Source organism: Rhodococcus sp. SORGH_AS_0301 (assembly GCF_030818285.1).
Classification (GTDB): Bacteria; Actinomycetota; Actinomycetes; order Mycobacteriales; family Mycobacteriaceae; genus Rhodococcoides.
Genome location: NZ_JAUTAC010000002.1, coordinates 1,839,213 through 1,855,974 on the forward strand (window position 1 = coordinate 1,839,213; position 16,762 = coordinate 1,855,974).

General features: G+C 69.4%; 13 protein-coding genes. 6 read left to right on the forward strand and 7 right to left on the reverse strand.

Annotation, left to right across the window (positions count from 1 at the left end; genetic code table 11):
• Positions 1 to 2: 2 nt before the first annotated feature.
• Positions 3 to 932, reverse strand: coding sequence for an aldo/keto reductase (locus QE397_RS09310; protein WP_307092978.1), 930 nt, complete (start codon positions 930 to 932; stop codon positions 3 to 5).
• Positions 933 to 1,093: 161 nt separating this feature from the next.
• Here QE397_RS09310 and QE397_RS09315 point away from each other — a divergent pair, with 161 nt between their 5' ends.
• From QE397_RS09315 to QE397_RS09340, 6 genes are all read left to right on the forward strand, one after another.
• Positions 1,094 to 1,939 (forward strand): undecaprenyl-diphosphate phosphatase, encoded by an 846-nt coding sequence (locus QE397_RS09315; protein ID WP_027505333.1) that lies wholly within the window; start codon positions 1,094 to 1,096, stop codon positions 1,937 to 1,939.
• A gap of 47 nt (positions 1,940 to 1,986) precedes the next feature.
• Positions 1,987 to 2,715 (forward strand): histidine phosphatase family protein, encoded by a 729-nt coding sequence (locus QE397_RS09320; RefSeq protein ID WP_307092980.1) that lies wholly within the window; start codon positions 1,987 to 1,989, stop codon positions 2,713 to 2,715.
• Between the two features lie 65 nt (positions 2,716 to 2,780).
• Entirely contained in the window at positions 2,781 to 3,377 is a 597-nt protein-coding gene (locus QE397_RS09325) for a DUF3090 domain-containing protein (protein ID WP_027505335.1), read from the forward strand.
• A complete protein-coding gene (locus QE397_RS09330) occupies positions 3,374 to 4,213 on the forward strand; it encodes an SCO1664 family protein (protein ID WP_373425285.1) in 840 nt (279 codons plus the stop codon). Before QE397_RS09325 ends, QE397_RS09330 begins: the two co-directional genes overlap by 4 nt.
• A 47-nt stretch (positions 4,214 to 4,260) precedes the next feature.
• Positions 4,261 to 5,499, forward strand: a complete 1,239-nt coding sequence (gene mshC, locus QE397_RS09335) for a cysteine--1-D-myo-inosityl 2-amino-2-deoxy-alpha-D-glucopyranoside ligase (RefSeq protein ID WP_027505337.1) — start codon at positions 4,261 to 4,263, stop codon at positions 5,497 to 5,499.
• A gap of 177 nt (positions 5,500 to 5,676) precedes the next feature.
• The gene (locus QE397_RS09340) at positions 5,677 to 6,504 is read left to right on the forward strand and encodes a DUF559 domain-containing protein (RefSeq protein ID WP_307092983.1); all 828 of its coding nucleotides are present in this window, start codon (positions 5,677 to 5,679) and stop codon (positions 6,502 to 6,504) included.
• Between the two features lie 77 nt (positions 6,505 to 6,581).
• Here the strand turns inward: QE397_RS09340 and QE397_RS09345 are convergent, their stop codons facing one another.
• Genes QE397_RS09345 through QE397_RS09370 form a run of 6 tightly spaced genes read right to left on the reverse strand, consistent with a single transcriptional unit; the run spans position 6,582 to position 16,704 of the window.
• Complete coding sequence (locus tag QE397_RS09345) at positions 6,582 to 10,724, reverse strand: TIGR02680 family protein (protein ID WP_307092985.1); 4,143 nt, start codon at positions 10,722 to 10,724, stop codon at positions 6,582 to 6,584.
• Positions 10,721 to 12,052, reverse strand: a complete 1,332-nt coding sequence (locus tag QE397_RS09350) for a DUF2398 family protein (RefSeq protein ID WP_307092987.1) — start codon at positions 12,050 to 12,052, stop codon at positions 10,721 to 10,723. Before QE397_RS09350 ends, QE397_RS09345 begins: the two co-directional genes overlap by 4 nt.
• A complete protein-coding gene (locus QE397_RS09355) occupies positions 12,049 to 13,539 on the reverse strand; it encodes a TIGR02677 family protein (protein ID WP_307092990.1) in 1,491 nt (496 codons plus the stop codon). Before QE397_RS09355 ends, QE397_RS09350 begins: the two co-directional genes overlap by 4 nt.
• Positions 13,540 to 13,556: 17 nt before the next feature.
• Positions 13,557 to 13,874 carry a Rieske 2Fe-2S domain-containing protein gene (locus QE397_RS09360; protein WP_056444601.1) on the reverse strand — a complete coding sequence of 106 codons (318 nt, stop codon included), beginning with the start codon at positions 13,872 to 13,874 and terminating at the stop codon, positions 13,557 to 13,559.
• On the reverse strand, positions 13,871 to 16,357 hold the full coding sequence (gene nirB, locus QE397_RS09365; RefSeq protein ID WP_307092993.1) for a nitrite reductase large subunit NirB: 2,487 nt from the start codon (positions 16,355 to 16,357) through the stop codon (positions 13,871 to 13,873). Before nirB ends, QE397_RS09360 begins: the two co-directional genes overlap by 4 nt.
• Positions 16,357 to 16,704, reverse strand: coding sequence for a hypothetical protein (locus tag QE397_RS09370; protein ID WP_042572487.1), 348 nt, complete (start codon positions 16,702 to 16,704; stop codon positions 16,357 to 16,359). Before QE397_RS09370 ends, nirB begins: the two co-directional genes overlap by 1 nt.
• Positions 16,705 to 16,762: the final 58 nt, after the last annotated feature.

A 16,762-nucleotide genomic window follows, 5' to 3' on the forward strand; every position in this document is an offset into this window, starting at 1 on the left:
GGTCAGGAACTGACGTCGTCCAGCGCGGAGGTGATGGCCGACGGAAGCGCGACCTCCTCGGCGGCCAACACACCCGTCAGCTGACCGATGTCCCGCGTCCCGACCACGACCGACGCGACACCGGGGCGATCTCGGGCCCACGCCAGAGCCACCGCGAGTGGCGACGTGCCCAGACCGTCGGCCGCCGTGAGGACAGCCTCGACCACCTTCCCGCCGTCCTCACCGAGGAAGGGTGCGAGCGCGTGGCGTCGGTGATCGTCCGCGCCGCGTGAATCCGCGGGCACACCGTCCCGGTACTTGCCCGTGAGCACGCCGCCCGCCAGAGCCGACACAGCGAGAACGCCCACGCCGTGGTGGTCGGCCGCGGGGAACAGCTCGTCCTCGGCGCCGCGCGCGAGCAGGGAGTACTCCGCCTGCGCCGCGGTGATGTCGACGGACGCCGACACGGTGGCCAGCTGCCACGCCGTGAAGCCGCGAACACCCGCGTAGCGGACCCGCCCGGACGAGACCGCGTGCTCCAGAGTCGCCGCCACCTCACCGAGAGGGGTCTGCGGATCCCACGCGCCGACGCTCCACAGATCGAGGTGATCGGTGCCGAGCTCGCGCAGTGTCCTGTCCAGGTCTGCGAGGAGCGCGCGCCGCGAGCAGTCGACGGTCCAGTGCCCCGAGGTGTCCGGACGCGAGACGCCGGAATCGATGCTGAGAACCAGCTCACCGCGCGGAACCACGTCGTCGACGATTTCGGCCAACACCCGCACCGCGCGTCCGTCTCCATACGAGGCGGACGCGTCGACGAGGGTCCCGCCCGCGTCGACGAACGCCGTCACCTGCGCCGCGGCGTCGTCACCGTCGACTCCGCGTCCCCATTCACCCGTTCCGAGCCCCAGGCGTGACACCCGCAGCCCGCTGCTCCCGACCGTTCTGTGCTTCATGAAGGCAGTGCATCCGTTTCGCCGTGTTCCGTCCGTGTCTCGTCCTGCCGACACGGTGGTCGAGGCACGACCCTAGTACGGTCGTGCCTCGTGACTTCGACAGGAAACCTCGTCGGTGGCGTCTGCGCGCCGCGGAATCGGACGGCAGGAGAGCAGCGATGATCGCGGAATCGATGTCCTGGGTGCAGGCCCTCGTGCTCGGCGCCGTGCAGGGGTTGACCGAGTTCCTCCCCATCTCCTCCTCTGCACACCTGCGCATCGTCTCCGAGGTCTTCTTCGGTGACGACGCCGGCGCGTCGTTCACCGCGGTGACGCAGCTCGGTACCGAGGCCGCGGTCCTGCTCTACTTCGCCCGCGACATCGGGCGCATCGTCGCGGCGTGGTTCCGCGGTATCGCCGACAAGTCCCAGCGCGACACGCTGGACTACCGCATGGGGTGGTACGTCATCTTCGCCACCATCCCGATCGGGGTGCTCGGCTTCGTCTTCAAGGACGCGATCCGGACGGGTGCGCGCAACCTGTGGATCATCGCGACGCTGCTCATCGTGTTCGCCGTGGTCATCGCCGTCGCGGAGAAGGTCGGCCGACAGACGCGACCGATCGAGAAGCTCACCACCCGCGACGGCCTCGTCATGGGCGCGGCGCAGTGTCTCGCGCTCATCCCGGGCGTGTCCCGATCCGGCGCCACCACGAGTGCCGGTCTGTTCATGGGGCTGACGCGTGCCGCCGCAGTCCGCTTCTCGTTCCTGCTCGCGATCCCGGCCGTCACCGCGTCCGGACTCTTCTCCTTGCCGGATGCCTTCGAACCGGCGGGCGAAGGTCTGCAGGCATCGGGTTCCCAGCTCGTCGTGGCGACGCTCGTGGCCTTCGTACTGGGGTACGCCTCCATCGCCTGGTTGCTGCGCTTCGTCGAGAACCACTCGCTGTACTGGTTCGTCGGGTACCGCATCGTCGTCGGCGTCGCGGTTCTCGGCCTCCTCGCCACAGGTGTCGTCGCAGCGAACTGATGCCACCGCGACGCCGGGCGCCCCTCGCGTCTCACTAGGCTGAGGTCATGACGGTCATACTTCTGCGCCACGGACGCTCGACGTCCAACACGGCCGGCACGCTCGCGGGCAGGTCGGACGGCGTGGAACTCGACGATCTCGGTCGGGAGCAGGCGGAGCGTGTCGTCGCCCGTCTCGAGGTGCTTCCGCTCGCGGCGATCGTGCGATCACCGTTGCTCCGGTGCGAACAGACGATCGCGCCTCTCGCTGCGGCGCGCGAGCTCGAACCCGTCGTGGAGGATCGGCTGCTCGAGGTCGACTACGGCGAGTGGACCGGCAAGCCGATCAAGGATCTCGTGGGGGAGCCGCTGTGGAAGGTGGTGCAGCAGCACCCGTCCGCTGCCGTCTTCCCCGGGGGTGAGAGCCTCGCCGACGTGCAGATCAGGGCGGTGCGCGCGATCCGTGAGATCGACGCGCGGCTCGCCGCCGAGCACGGCGCCGACGTGCTGTGGGTGGCCTGTTCGCACGGCGACGTCATCAAGTCCGTCCTGGCCGATGCTCTGGGGTCGCACCTGGACCAGTTCCAGCGCATCGTGGTGGACCCGGCGTCGATCAGTGTCGTCCGGTACACCGAGACGCGGCCGTTCGTCCATCGTCTCGGCGATCTCGGTGGGGATCTGACGCAGTTCGTTCCGACGCCGCCCGCCGAGACGGACACCACTGCCGAGGCCCCGTCCGACCAGGCTCCGACCGCGTCGGAATCGGACGCCGTCCCCGGTGGTTCCACCGGACAGTGACAACACGCGGATAATGGGAGTCACAGCCGCGGCAGTTCGGCGGCGCGATCTTTGGAGGTGCAGATATGCCACGCGCGATTCACGTCTTTCGCACCCCCGACCGGTTCGTCGCCGGAACGGTGGGTGAGCCCGGCGATCGATCCTTCTACCTCCAGGCAGTGCACGACGCCCGAGTGGTGTCGGTGGCGCTCGAGAAGCAGCAGGTTCAGGTCCTGGCCGACCGTGTCGGGCTCCTGCTCGACGAGGTGGCGAGGCGCTTCGGTACCGATGTGCCACCCGAGGAAGCCGATCCGAGCGACGTCGACCCACTGGTGATGCCCGTGGACGCCGAGTTCCGGGTCGGGACCATGGGTCTGGGCTGGGACGCCGACGCCGGCGCCGTCGTGGTGGAGCTGCTCGCCATCACCGAGACCGAGATCGACGAGTCGGTGGTGCTCGACGACACGGACGAGGGTCCGGACGCCGTGCGGGTGTTCCTGAGTCCGGAGCAGGCCCGTGAGTTCGCCGCGCGCAGCGAGCGCGTCATCGCTGCCGGTCGGCCCCCGTGCCCGCTCTGCGGTGAGCCCCTCGCGCCCGGTGGTCACATGTGCGTGCGGACCAACGGGTACCGGCGCGGCACCGTGCTGGGAAGCGACACCACCGAGTTCGGGGACGAGTCCTGACCTCCGCCGGCGACGCCACCGCGCCCTGGACCGACGACGACACGGACCTGCTCGCGCACGGCGAGATGACCATCGTCGGTCGCGTGGTGCAGGCGTCCAACGCGACGCTCGTGTGCGAGATCGAGCGTGAGGATCCGGCGCCGGCACTGCGATGTGTCTACAAGCCGGTGCGCGGGGAACAGCCGTTGTGGGACTTCCCCGACGGCACGCTGGCGGGCCGCGAGATCTCGTCCTACCTGATCTCCGACGCACTGGGCTGGGGCGTCGTGCCCACGACCGTGCTACGGGACGGTCCGCTCGGTGTCGGCATGGTGCAGCGGTGGATCGACACCGTCGAGCGCCTCCCCGAGAAGGGCGAGGGCTACGACATGGTGGACCTCTGCCGCCCCGACCTCGTGCCCTCGTCCTACATCCCCGTGCTCCGGGCCTACGACGATGCCGGCGACGAGGTGGCACTGGTGCACGCGGACGATCCGCGGCTGCACCGGATGGCTGTTCTCGACGTCGTCATCAACAACGCCGACCGCAAGGGCGGACACGTGCTCGAGGCACTCGACGGCTCCGTGTACGGCGTGGACCACGGCATCGCCCTGCACCGGCAGAACAAGCTGCGGACCGTGCTGTGGGGGTGGGCCGGTCGACCCGTCGACGCCGCTCTGGTGGCCGACCTCGTCGACTTCTCCCGCGACCTGCGCGGTGCCTTCGGGGACACCCTCGCGCCACACATCACCGACGAGGAGATCGAGGCGCTGGCCGGTCGCGTGTCGCGGTTGCTCGCGGAACCGGTCATGCCGGCGCCCGACTCCAGCAGGCCCATTCCCTGGCCCGCGTTCTAGACCGGGCACGCGGCGGCGGCTCCGGCCCGACCGGATAGTCTTCACCCATGCAGTCGTGGCCCGAAGTGGACGTTCCCAGCGTGCCGGGCGAGGGCCCGCCGCTCCGTTTGTACGACACGGCCGATCGCGCCGTGCGTCCCGTCGCGCCCGGTTCGACCGCCACCATGTACGTCTGCGGCATCACCCCGTACGACGCGACGCACCTGGGCCATGCGGCCACCTACCTGACGTTCGACCTCGTCAACCGGGTCTGGCGCGACGCCGGCCACGACGTGCACTACGTCCAGAACGTCACCGACGTCGACGACCCGCTCTTCGAGCGCGCGGCACGCGACGGCGACGACTGGGTGTCGCTCGGACAGCGCGAGACCGACCTCTTCCGGTCGGACATGACCGCGCTCCGCGTCATCCCGCCGCGCGACTACATCGGCGCGGTCGAGTCCGTGACCGAGGTCGTGGAGCTCGTCGAGAAGCTCGTCGCCTCGGGCGCTGCCTACGTGGTGGACGACGCCGAGTACCCCGACGTGTACTTCCGCGCGGACGCCACCGAGCAGTTCGGCTACGAGTCCGGGTACGACCGGGCGACGATGGACACCTTCTTCGCCGAGCGCGGCGGAGATCCCGACCGCCCCGGCAAGCGCGACCCTCTCGACGCCCTCGTCTGGAAGGCCGAGCGTCCGGGCGAGCCGTCGTGGCCCTCGCCGTTCGGTCCGGGGCGCCCCGGCTGGCACATCGAGTGCGCGGCGATCGCGTTGAACCGCATCGGATCCGGCTTCGACGTGCAGGGTGGCGGCAGTGACCTCATCTTCCCGCACCACGAATTCTCCGCGGCTCACGCCGAATCGCTCACGGGCGCAGACCGTTTCGCGCGACACTACGTGCACACCGGCATGATCGGCCTCGACGGCGAGAAGATGTCCAAGTCGCTGGGCAATCTCGTCCTGGTCTCGAAGCTCACCGCTGCGGGCGTCGATCCCGGTGCCATCCGCCTCGGTCTCCTCGCCGGCCACTACCGGCAGGACCGCACCTGGACCGATGAGATCCTCGCCGCTGCGCAGGACCGACTCGCGTTGTGGCGCAAGGCCGTGGCGCTCGAGTCGGCACAGTCCGCCGAGGACACCGTCGCCCGCGTGCGCCAGCACCTGGCCGACGATCTCGACTCCGCCAAGGCACTCGACGCGATCGATGCGTGGGCACACGACGCCGTGACGCTCGGCGGCTCCGACCCCGCGGCGCCGGGGCTGGTGTCGCTGGCGGTGGACGCGCTGCTGGGTGTGAAGCTCTAGCTCGTCGGGAGTGGTGTTTTTGCTCCTCTCGGTGCGATATCTAGCGGGATCCCGCCGATTCGGCGCTCGAGCGGAGCAGAAACTCCACATCCACAGGTAGCCGTCCGTCCCCGGGGTCGACCATCGCCGCAGATCGCCGTCATCGGGCAGTGTCCGCGATGGGCCATCGTCGATGCTGTGCCCGTCACTCGAGTGTCGACCCTCGCCCAGTTGACCGGTGCCGGAATGTCCGCCACGACAATTCGTCGACGCTTCCACCGCGTGCTGCCCGGAGTCTTCTGCCAGGAGGAGCCCGCCTGGTTCGACCGCTGCCTGGCCGTGACTCTGTGGCGCCCCGACGCGTTGCTGAGTCATACGAGTGCTGCCCGGCTGTACGGGTGGATCGGCGAACCGTCCGGTGTTCACGCTCTGGTCGGCGAATTCGCAAGGCCACGGGCACCTGAATGGTTGACGGTGCACAGACGCAGGCAGGGTGCCTGCGACGAGGTGCTGGGGTTGCCGGTCACCACTCGGGAGCAGACCCTCATCGACTGCGCGGCGGTGCTGAGCGATGCCGCTGCCGAGCGGCTCGTGGACGACGCTCTGGTGCACGAGGTCGACGAGAACCGCGTTCGCGCGCTCCTCGACGCACTACCTGGCCGGCGCGGGCACATCCGTGCGCGGCGCCTCGTCGACACCGCTGCGCGCGGCTTCGCCTCCGAGCCCGAGCGAGTTCTCGGGCGTGAGCTGATTCGGCGACATCTCCGCATGCAGACCAATGTCCGGGTGGGTGCGTTCGTGGTGGACTTCTACGACGAGCTCGCCAACCTGGTGGTGGAGGTGGACGGGTACGCATTCCACAGTGCACCGAAGGTGTTTCGCCACGACAGGCGACGGCAGAACGTTCTGATCCTCGGCGATCTGCGAGTTCTGCGGTATGCCGCGTTCGACGTGCTGAAGGATCCCGGTGCCGTCGCCGACGAGATCGTCGCGGAGGTACGACGTCGTCGGCACGCGCGGCGGTGATGGTTCTGCTCCGCTCGCCCAGCTTTCAAGCGGGTTCCCGCTCGAATGGGGTCACGAGAGGAGCAGAACACCCACCATCACACCTCGGCGAAGTCCAGCCCACCCTCCGCGGGGAGGTCGACGCGGCGGCTCAACGGCGAGCCCAGTGCCGCCGCCAGGTCCGACCCGTCGTGCTCCGCGAGCAACTCCCCGTTCTCCCACACGAGAAGCGCTGCGCTGACGGTGTTCTCGACCGTCGAGTGCGCGAGGTCGTAGTGGGCGCACCCTGGCACGTCGCGGTAGGTGATCCAGAGGTCGTAGCCCGTCATGAAGAGGTCCAGGTCGAACTGCACACTGAGACCGAGGAGTTCGCTGCGACCGTTGTCGTCGACACCCGCGAACGCCTCGTCCAGTGCGAGCAACCGCGGTGAGTGCGGGTCCGCGGACGACAGCATCACGTGCGCCGCCGCGAAGAGCGGGAGGTGCAGCGACACCGACTGCTCGCCGCCCGAGAGCGCACTGTGGCGTGCGACGGTGAGCCTGTCCTCGGAGCCGTCACCGGAGATGAGCGTGAACGCGAAGACGCGCCACTGCCGGTAGTCCAGTGCGGCACTGAGGATCTCGGGGTACGAGCGCTCAGGATGCTGCGCCCGCGCCGTCCGGATCTGTGCCGCGAAGTGCACACGCATCTCGGCCAGTTCCTCGGGTCCGAGCGCGGAGGCGTCCCGCTCGAGCAGCTTCGACACGGCACGGGTGCTGTCGTCGAGGTTGTCCGCGAGCACCCAGTGCACGCCGATGGTGTTGCCCGACGACATGCGGCGCTGCTTCATCTCCGATCCCATACGGGCGATCAGTTCGCGGGCGTCGACCGTGCGCTCGTGGATCTGCTGCGCCAGGCCGGTGAGCAGAGCGTCCTCAAGGATACGGCGCTCGGCATCGGTGAGCAGCGTCTCCTGGTCGCGTCGTGCCGCGTCGATGCGATCCGCGAAGTCGGCGATGGTGGAGTGGCCCTGCTCGTCCTGCACCCGCACCACCGTGACCCCGTCGGCCGCGTCCCAACTGAGCCGGAAATCCTGACCCGACGCGGCCAGCTGAGCGTCGAACTCCTGCAACGCCGCCGTCAGCGCGCTGCGTGTGGAGCGGCGGCTCGCATCGCTGACCTTGACCTGCGCCGTCGCCTCGGTCAGCTCGGTGTGCAGTCGGTGCACTTCCGGGGGCAGCACGTCCGGGGCCTCGTCTGGCCCGGCAGCCGTGTCGGTTCGGTAGAGCAGTTGCTCGACCGTCGACCAGGCCGCGTCGCTCGCCGGCCAGGAGCAGTCGCGCGCCGCACCGAGCACCGCCAGCAGATCGCGGTGCGCGTAGGGAGCCAGTCGCGCGGCGTCGCTGAGCGCTTCGGTCAACGCGGTCGTCAGTCCGGCGACGGCCGTCTCGTGCGCGCCCTCCGCCTTGCCGATGGCCTCGCCCGATTCACGGTCCGCCTTCGTGGCGGCGCGCTGCTCGGTCTTGCACGCCTCGATGCGCATCCTGATCACGTCGAGTTCGGCATCGATCTTCTCGGCGCTCGCACCGAGCGAGTCCCGCAGCATCTCCAACTTGGCGTGCTGTTGCTCGTAGTCGGATTCGGCGATGGCCGCTTCCTCCGCGTACTCCTCGGCCAGAATCATGGCCTCGTCGAGGCGCCCGGCAGCTTCCCGGTCGCGCTCGGCGGACCGGTCCGCGTCGCCGCGGTGGCGCAGGATGGCGGAACCGGTGTTCTCGAAGTGGCGGATCGCCGCCGCGAGCGCGTCGAGGTCTCGCGGCGTGAACGGAGCCCGCCGCGCGACGGCGTCCGTCCGCAGACGTCGTTCGGCGGCAGACAGTTCGGCGATCGCGTGGTCCAGTTCTCGGTCGGCGGACGCGACCGACTCGGTCGTCGATCGGAGAGCGCCGGCGGCCGACGTGACCGCTCGGAGCGCCGCGGTGACCTCCGACGTACGAGGAACCGTCGAGACGGCGGCGCGGATCGAGTCGAGACGTTCTCGACACTGCTCGGCGACTCGATCGGCCTCGTCGCGCCGCGCGGTGGCCACCTCGAGGGCCTCGTCGATCTCCGCGATGCGGGACGTGCGCCGTGCAGCTCGTGCCGTCGCGCCGATGTACTCGGCGGCGTCCTTGTGGTGCGCGCCGCGCACGAGACCGTGCGCGAAGCTCCCGTCCCGTCCGACCCCCACAGAACTGCCCACGTCGTCCAGAGCGATCGAGTCGAGGATCGCCCGCACGGTGCTGTGCTGCACGGGGATGTCGTCCTCGACGACGAGGACGTCGGCCAGCGATCGCCCGCTCACCGGTGTGGTGGCGGTCAGGTACTGATCCGAGACGAGCCCCGTCGGAGCCGTGTCGGCGACCCACGCGTCCAGCAGGGTGGCCGCGTCGAGCGCGGCCTCGAGGTCCGCGGCATCGTCGGCGCTGACGTCGTCGGCGAAGCGGACGAGTGTCCAGAACGGTGCGCCGTCGAGACCCGCACGGTCGCCGGTACGGGTGCGCAGCGCCGGGGGAGCGTCGTCGTGCTCGGCGGCGACCGACGCGCGCTCGGCCGTCGACTCGGCGATGGTGCGCGCCGCGTCGTCCCGGTCCTGCAGTGCAGCACTCCGTCGGTCCCGCACCGTGTCGAGCAGCTCGCGAACTCCGTCGCCGAGTACCTCGCCGAGCGTGGGTGCGTCGTCCTCACCGATGCGTGCGAGCGCGGTGTGCAACGACTCGAAGATCTCGCCGTCGTCCAGCACCGAGGCGTGCGTGGCCCACCACGCGCGCAGCGATTCCGCTGTCGCGGCACGGGACGACTCGACGGCGGCCTCGGCCTCGCGGACGGAGGCCACCGCGGCGTCGTGCAGTGTGTGGGCGCGGTCGGCGGCCCGTTCGGTACGGGCACGCTCGGTGGTGGCACGGTCGACGACGGACAGCGCGGCACGCACGGCCCGGACGTCCCCGTCCCGCTCCTCGGCATGACCGCGTACCGCTGCCGTGATCTGGTCGGTACGGGCGTCGCGGGGGAGTGGCGTCCAGGCGATGCCGGCGTCCTCGGCGGCCGCGAGGAGCTCGTCCTCGGCGCGGACGATCGACGCGGTCGACTCCCGCAGCGCCACTGCGGCCTCGTCTGCCTCTCGTCGCCGGACGTCGACGGCCTCCGTCGCCTTGCGAGCCTTGTCGCGCTGCTGCACGGTGGACACCTCGAGCTTGCGGACCGCATCCGCGAGATCGTCGAGCTGCTGCTTGCCCTCGTAGGCGGTGGACCGTTGCAAGGTCTGCTGGTCGGCGACGGCGAGATCGAGTGCGCGCTCGGCTGCCTCGTACCGCTTCTCCGCCTCGACGCGCTCGACCCGTCGTCGTTCACGCAAGCCCTTGGCGGCGAAGAGGGCGACGGTGGCGTGGTCGACGGCCTCGAGACGTCGACCGACCTGATCGACGTCGGTGCGCGCCTGGACGGCAAGGTACTTCGAGTAGACCTCGACGAACCTCTTCGACGCGTGGTCGGCCTGCACCAGTCCCTCGAGGGCGCGGCCCACCTCCTCCATGTCGCTGAAGGAGCGCGCCGCCTCGAGGACGAGGTGCTCGTCGAGGGGGCGCAGTCCGTCGGACAGCGCACGGGACAAGCCCTTCGGGTCGAGGTTCTTCGCCAACTGCGGGCGTCGCAGCGTGAGAATCAGGGTGATGAGCTGGTCGTACCGCTCGGCGCCGAGACCGAACAGTCGCGCGTCGATGGCGGCGCGGTAGTCCACCGGCCGATCGACGATGGCGTCGGTCCCGATCTGCTCGGCCAGTTGCTTCTTCGTCAGCGGCCTGTCGTCGGTGCCCAGCAGCGAGAAGTCGACGCCCACGCGGCCGTCGGCGACGAAGTACCAGCGCGTCACCTTGTCCGCCGACCGTGTCGCACGCATGCCGATGCCGACGGTCACCGCTTCGGGCTCGTCCCGATCGCCACGTGCGAACTCCATCCACACGTACGAGTGCGCCGAATCCTGGCCGCGGTAGAGCAGATTGGACTTCATGGTGCGTTCCTCACCCGCGAACGGGTTGAGGCGACGCGGCTCGATCCGGCCGTCGAACACGAACGGGAACAGCACCTCGAGTGCCTTGGTCTTGCCGGATCCGTTGGGGCCACGCAACACCAGCCGACCGTCGGCGAACGAGAACTCCTGATCGCGGTAGTCCCAGAGGTTGATGATGCCGGCGCGCGTGGGCCGGAATCGGGTGCTGCGCGTCACGGGGTGTGCTCCTCGAGGGTGCTCGTGTGATCGGTGGGAAAGAGGCCGGCGGACGCCTGTTCTCGGACGGTGACGACCACTCCCCGATAGCGCGCCAGGGCCGGCAACGCGACGATGCCCCCGCGTACCGGTGCCACCAGAGTGAGGTTCGTCAGGAGTGCGACAGCGGCCGCGCGAACACCGGCACGGTCCGCCTGCCACTGAGCGGCGAAGGTGCGGCCGTAGGCGTCGACGAGGGCGCCGACGGTCTCGTCGAGCCAGGAGTCCGCGACGAACGGGTGCCGGATCGTCTCGTCCGACGCCTCCACCGTGTCCGGGGCGACAGAGTCGTCGACCAGGTCGTCCACGACGCCGCCGTCCGGGATCGCGCTGTCGAGGGCCGCGAGCAGCGCGTCGGTAGGGTCGATGTCCGCCTCGAGCATGGTCCGATCGTCGGCATCGGGATCGAGTACCCGCTCCGCGATCTCACCGGCGAGGAGAAGGGCGACCTGCGCGACCGTGCCGGTGGACGGAAACCTGATGTCCGACAGGCGTCCCGACGTGTCGATGAGCGCGATGCCCTCCGCCCGGCGTTCGACGGACAGTCCGGTCAGCAGCCGGACATCCTCGACGGACCGGTCGTCCGGCACCGAGTCGGGGCCGTGGACCACGGGCTGCTCGACGAGCGCACGGCGGGCACGGCGAGCGCGATCGGCCGGGTCGTCCGTGGTGCTGTGCAGCAGGTGTGCCGTGCTGCGCAGATGCTGGAGCGCGCGCGGTGGACGAAACAGGGCCACGACGACGGAGCGGTCGATGTCGTACAAGGCCTCTCCCGCGTCGGGGTTGTGCGCCCACCCGCCGGCATCGCCGTCGGCCAGGGTGATCGCACCGCGAACGGACAACCAGCCGACGGCGTCGACGAAGGCGTCCCGGTCGGTCGCGCGTTCGGTGTCGAGGTCGACCCCGACCACCCGTCCGGCATCGGAGGCGACCTGAACCGCCAACTCGGACAACGTGATCTGGTCACCCGCGCGACCGAGTGCCGCCAGGGTGAGCGCCAGGAATGCGTAGCGGCGACGGTCGAAGACGCGGTCGGAGGTCGTGCGGGCCGGTCGACTCGCGTCCAACCGGTCGAGTACGGGGTAGAGCCGGGCCGTGGTCTCCGTGACCTCGAGTCGGTATCCGAAGAGATCGAGCATGTCCTCGCGCAGTTCCGTGGCCCATCGGCGAACCAGGGGCAGGGCGATGCGGTCCGGGTAGGTGCGGGTGATCAGGTGGTGGGACAACACGACTCGGGCGGCGCGCTGGTACGAGTCGAGTGCCAGGCTCGGAATGGTGCGTGCTCTCATCGCCGCGCGCCGATGGTGAGTGACAGCCGTTCGAGGTGCAGTAGACCGCGTTCGGTGCGCACCACGGTGGACTGCTCGTGCGGTGCCAGTGTCAGGGTGACGCCACCCTCGGAGCCGGTCGAGCTGCCCACGCGGCCGCTGACCGGGACGCGTGCGGTGAGGGCGGCGTTGAGCAGCCCGAGCAGCACGTCGGTCTCCTCGTTGGTCAGATCCCGTTCGTACACCCCGTGTTCGGCGAGTGATCGCGCGGCCTGAGCGCGGCGACGCTGCACGCTCAGCTGTTCCTCGCGCAGACGCCGGACACCGGCGTCGTTGCGGTGGACCCTGGCAGGAGCACCGGCGGCGGGGGGCCGACCGGTCTCGGCGAGCGTGCGCGAGATCTCGACAGGCGGAGCGTCCCACCACGATCGCGTGGTGGGAATGATGTCGTCGTCGGGGTGGACCATCGACAGGTGACGAGGCCGGCCGAGGCCGAACACGGCACCGAACAGGGCGTGGGCGGACTCCTCGGAGGGAGCGGACGCGAACCACCCGGCGAGATGTCGCAGCTGGGACTCGCGACTGACTCCGCCCCTGCGGGTCTCGGTGACGCGGCGCAGCAGCGACAGCACGGCGGCGATGGCGCTCATGGTGCCCTCCCGCAGACGATCCGACTCGGTGAGCTCGCCGTCGGTGGAGGTGAACCAGTGCACGAGACCGGTCCACCGGCCCGCCCAGTCGGCGCGGCGCTCCTCGCGGCTGAGGAAGACGCGTTCGTCACTGGCTGCCACCCGGTCGAGCAGCGAGTCGAGTCCGGTGGCATCCACCCGCTCTATGGCGGCGGTGAGCTTGGGGCCGAAGCGGGCGAGGTCGAGGGAGAACTCCCGCATGTGGGAGAGCAATGCGTCCTTGTGTGCCAGGAACGACTCGGGTGTGACGTCCGTGGTGCGGACGAGGTCGCCCAGCGACAGGTAGAAGTGCGCGGCGCGTGTGGCCATGTCGTTGAGAGCGGTGTCGAGCCGATCGAGTTTGCGGTACACCAGCTCGGCGTCCCCGGCGAGGTTCGCCGCCGCGAGATCCTCCAGGTCGGCGAGCAGCTCGGGCAGCACCAGACGCGAGAGCGAGGCGTCCTCGGGGCGGGCGGCCAGGACGTCCTCGACGGCGCGGTATGCCTGGTAGCCGACCTGACCGAACTGGTAGACGTAGTGGCGATTGCGGTACTCGGCGAGCGTGGCCGCGCGGGTGCCGTCGTAGCTGCGTTCGAGGACGCCCCACGTGTGCAACTGTTCGAGCAGCGGGCCGATCTCGACGCCGGTCAGAGTGTCGCCGCCGTCGGTGCGGGCCAGGATCTCGGCCACCTCGCCGGCGTGCAGAAGAACGACGTAGCCGGTGCGTGCATGTTCGAAAGCGCGCAGAACCCGCAGGTAGTCGGCCCGTTTCTCGGCTGTCGCGAACGAGAAGAGCCGGAGCCTGTCGTCCACCACGAAGGAGTCGGCGGATTCGGTCACTGCAACAGGGTAGGCGGTCAGGACAGTCGGACAGCCACCTGCCCGTCGACGACGTCGGCACGGTGGGTCGCGACCGTTCCGATGCCGTCGGTGGTGCACCGGCCGGTGTCCAGGGAGAACTGGTACTGGTGCAGTGGACACACGACGACGGCCCCGTCGATCTGCCCGTCCGCCAGCGGCCCGCCGCGATGGGGGCACACCGCGTCCATGGCGCGGACCGTCCCGTCGGTCAGGAGGAAGACGGCGATCTGTCGTCCGTCGACCACGTAGGTCCGGCCCTCGCCGGGGGTGAGATCGTCGACGGTTCCCACCACGGTCGCCTGTGCCGTCGTCATCGAACCGGCACCTGAGGCAGCGGGAGAAGCGGGAGGGAGGGCGCGAACTGGGCCGGTGACCGCGGCGCCGCGCGTTCCTTCCACGGATCGGTGTAGCCGTCGATGGATATCTGGATGCGCTCGTCGAGTCCTGCACAGAGACCCTCGGCGTCGTCGACGAGCAGTCGCTGCAACGTCTCGAGGCCGACCCGCGGGACGAAGGCGTAGGTCCGCTCAAGCCACTTCGCCTCCTCGCGGTAGTACTGGATGAATCGGCCCGCGAGGGTCAGGACCTCCTCGGGGGAGTCGACCGTGGCGAGGACGTCGCCCTTGCGGATGTGTGCGCCGGCCGCGCCGCCGATGTAGATCTCCCAGCGGCCGTCGCCGACGGCCACCACACCGAAGTCCTTGCAGAGCGCCTCGGAGCAGTTGCGGGGGCATCCGGCCACGGCCAGCTTGAGCTTTGCGGGAGTTTCGAGACCCTGGAACCGTTCCTCGATCGCGATGCCGAGTGCGGTGGAGTCACCGAGCCCGAAACGGCAGAAATCGCTGCCGACACAGGTCTTCACGGTGCGCATGCTCTTGCCGTACGCGAACCCGGACGGCATGTCGAGATCGCCCCACACCTTCGGCAGGTCCTCCTTCTTGATGCCGAGAAGATCGATGCGCTGTCCACCGGTGACCTTGACCAGCGGGACCCCGTACTTGTCGGCCACATCGGCGATGCGCCGCAACTGGTCCGGGGTGGTCACGCCGCCCTTCATCTGCGGCACGACGGAGAAGGTGCCGTCTCGCTGGATGTTGGCGTGAACGCGGTCGTTGATGAACAGCGCGCCTCGCTCGTCGACCCAGTCGGGTCCCCAGACCACGCGCAGCAGCGAGGCCAGCGGCATCTTCGCGGTCGCGTCCTCGGCGTCGGCCAACGCATCGAAGACTGCGGAGACGGACCGGAGGTTCTGCGAGCGGACGGCCTCGATCAGCTCGGGCTTGGACATCGGGATACAGGGGACGTACCAGTCCGCCGCGGGATCGACCGCGAGCGCTCCACCGGCGGCGCAGGCGACGATGTCGGCGACCAGGCCCTTGCAGGATCCGCATCCCTTGCCCGCACGGGTCTTTCCCACGACCTCGGAGACGGTGGTGGCCCCGCCGTGCACGCAGGCGACGATGTCGCCCTTCGTGACCCCGTTGCAGTTGCACACCTGGACATCGTCGGACAGTTCGGCGGCGCCGGTCTCCGCGCTCGGCGTGCCCATGTCGAACAGCATGCTGATGCGCTCGTCGGGAAGCGGTACCTTCTCGTCGAACGCCTGAGTCAGGAAGCTCACCTTGCTGATGTCGCCCAGCAGCATCGCGCCGATCAGCTTGTTGTCGCGCACGACCACCGACTTGTAGGTGCCGCTGCGGGGTTCGTAGAACTGCACGAACTCGTCGGTGTCCCGCTCGGGACCCTTGACGCCCATCGCCGCAACGTCGATGCCCGCGACCTTGAGCTTCGTCGTCAGTCGCGAACCATGATAAGCCGCAGCCGGATTCGCACCGGTCAGCACGTCGGCCAGGACCGACGCCTGCTCCCACAAGGGAGCCACGAGGCCGTACACCTCACCGCGATGCTGGCAGCATTCTCCGACTGCGTGGATCGCTCCCTCGTCCTCGCACCGCATCTGATCGTCGACGACGATGCCGCGCTCGATCACCAGTCCGGCACGCCGCGCGAGGTCTACGTTGGGGCGGATACCGGCCGTCACGACGATCATGTCCGCGGGCAGGGTGGAACCGTCGTTGAACGCGACCCCGGTGACGGCACCGCTCTCGTCCCGCAACACAGCCGTGGTGCGCTTGGACGTGTACACGCCGACGCCGAGGTCCTCGATCTTGTTGCGCAGCACGCGTCCACCACGTTCGTCGAGCTGCTGGTTCATCAGGTGACCGGGGGAGTGCACGACGTCGACGTCGATGCCTTGAGTGCGCAAACCGTAGGCGGCTTCGAGTCCCAGCAGTCCGCCACCGATGACGACGGCGCGGATGCCGTCGCGGGAGGACGCCATCTGCAGCATCCCGTTGGTGTCCTCGATCGTCCGGAAACCGAAGACGCCGCGCGCCAGTCTGCCGTCGGCCTCTCGAAGTCCGTCCATGTTGGGAAAGAACGTCGTGCTCCCGGTCGCGATGATCACGGTGTCGTACGGGACGACTCGCCCGCTCTCGCATGTCACGTTCTTGGCGAATCGGTCCAGCGCGACCGCCCGGTCACCGACGTGGAGGGTGACGCCGTTCTCCCGGTACCAGGCCATGGGGTTGAGCATCAGATCGTCGTCGTCGATGGACGACTCGCCGGAGAGCACGTGCGAGAGCATGATGCGGTTGTAGTTGCCGTACGGTTCGTCGCCGATCATCGTGACGTCGAACTTGTCGGGGTCGCGGCCGAGGATCTCCTCGACGGTGCGAGCCCCCGCCATTCCGTTGCCGACGACGAGCAGGCGGTGCCGTTCCCCTGCAGCCGACATCAGAAAATCATCATCCCGAAATCGACGACGACCTCGCCGCTGCAGCCGTCGGGCGCCGCGACGGTGAGCTCGAGGACCGAGTCGGGATCGACGTCCTCGACGACGCGTAGCGGAACGTTGACGCTCGCCTTCGCGCCCATCGGGAACACGCGCATCGACTCTCCGTCGCGCGTGAGCGTGACGACGACCAGTTCGTCGGAGGAGTTACCGCCGCGGAAGTAGAGCGGCTGGGCGGTCAGGCCCGACGGAACGGTGTACGCCGTGGCGGCGTCGAGAAGCTCGGACTTGCCCAGGCCGTGCCCGACGAAGGGAAAGACGCCTTGGATGAACTTCGGAGTGCTGGCCATGGGTCGACTGTCCGTGCACGCGGTGACGGCACTGCTGCGCTCGTGTTACGGCGGCGTC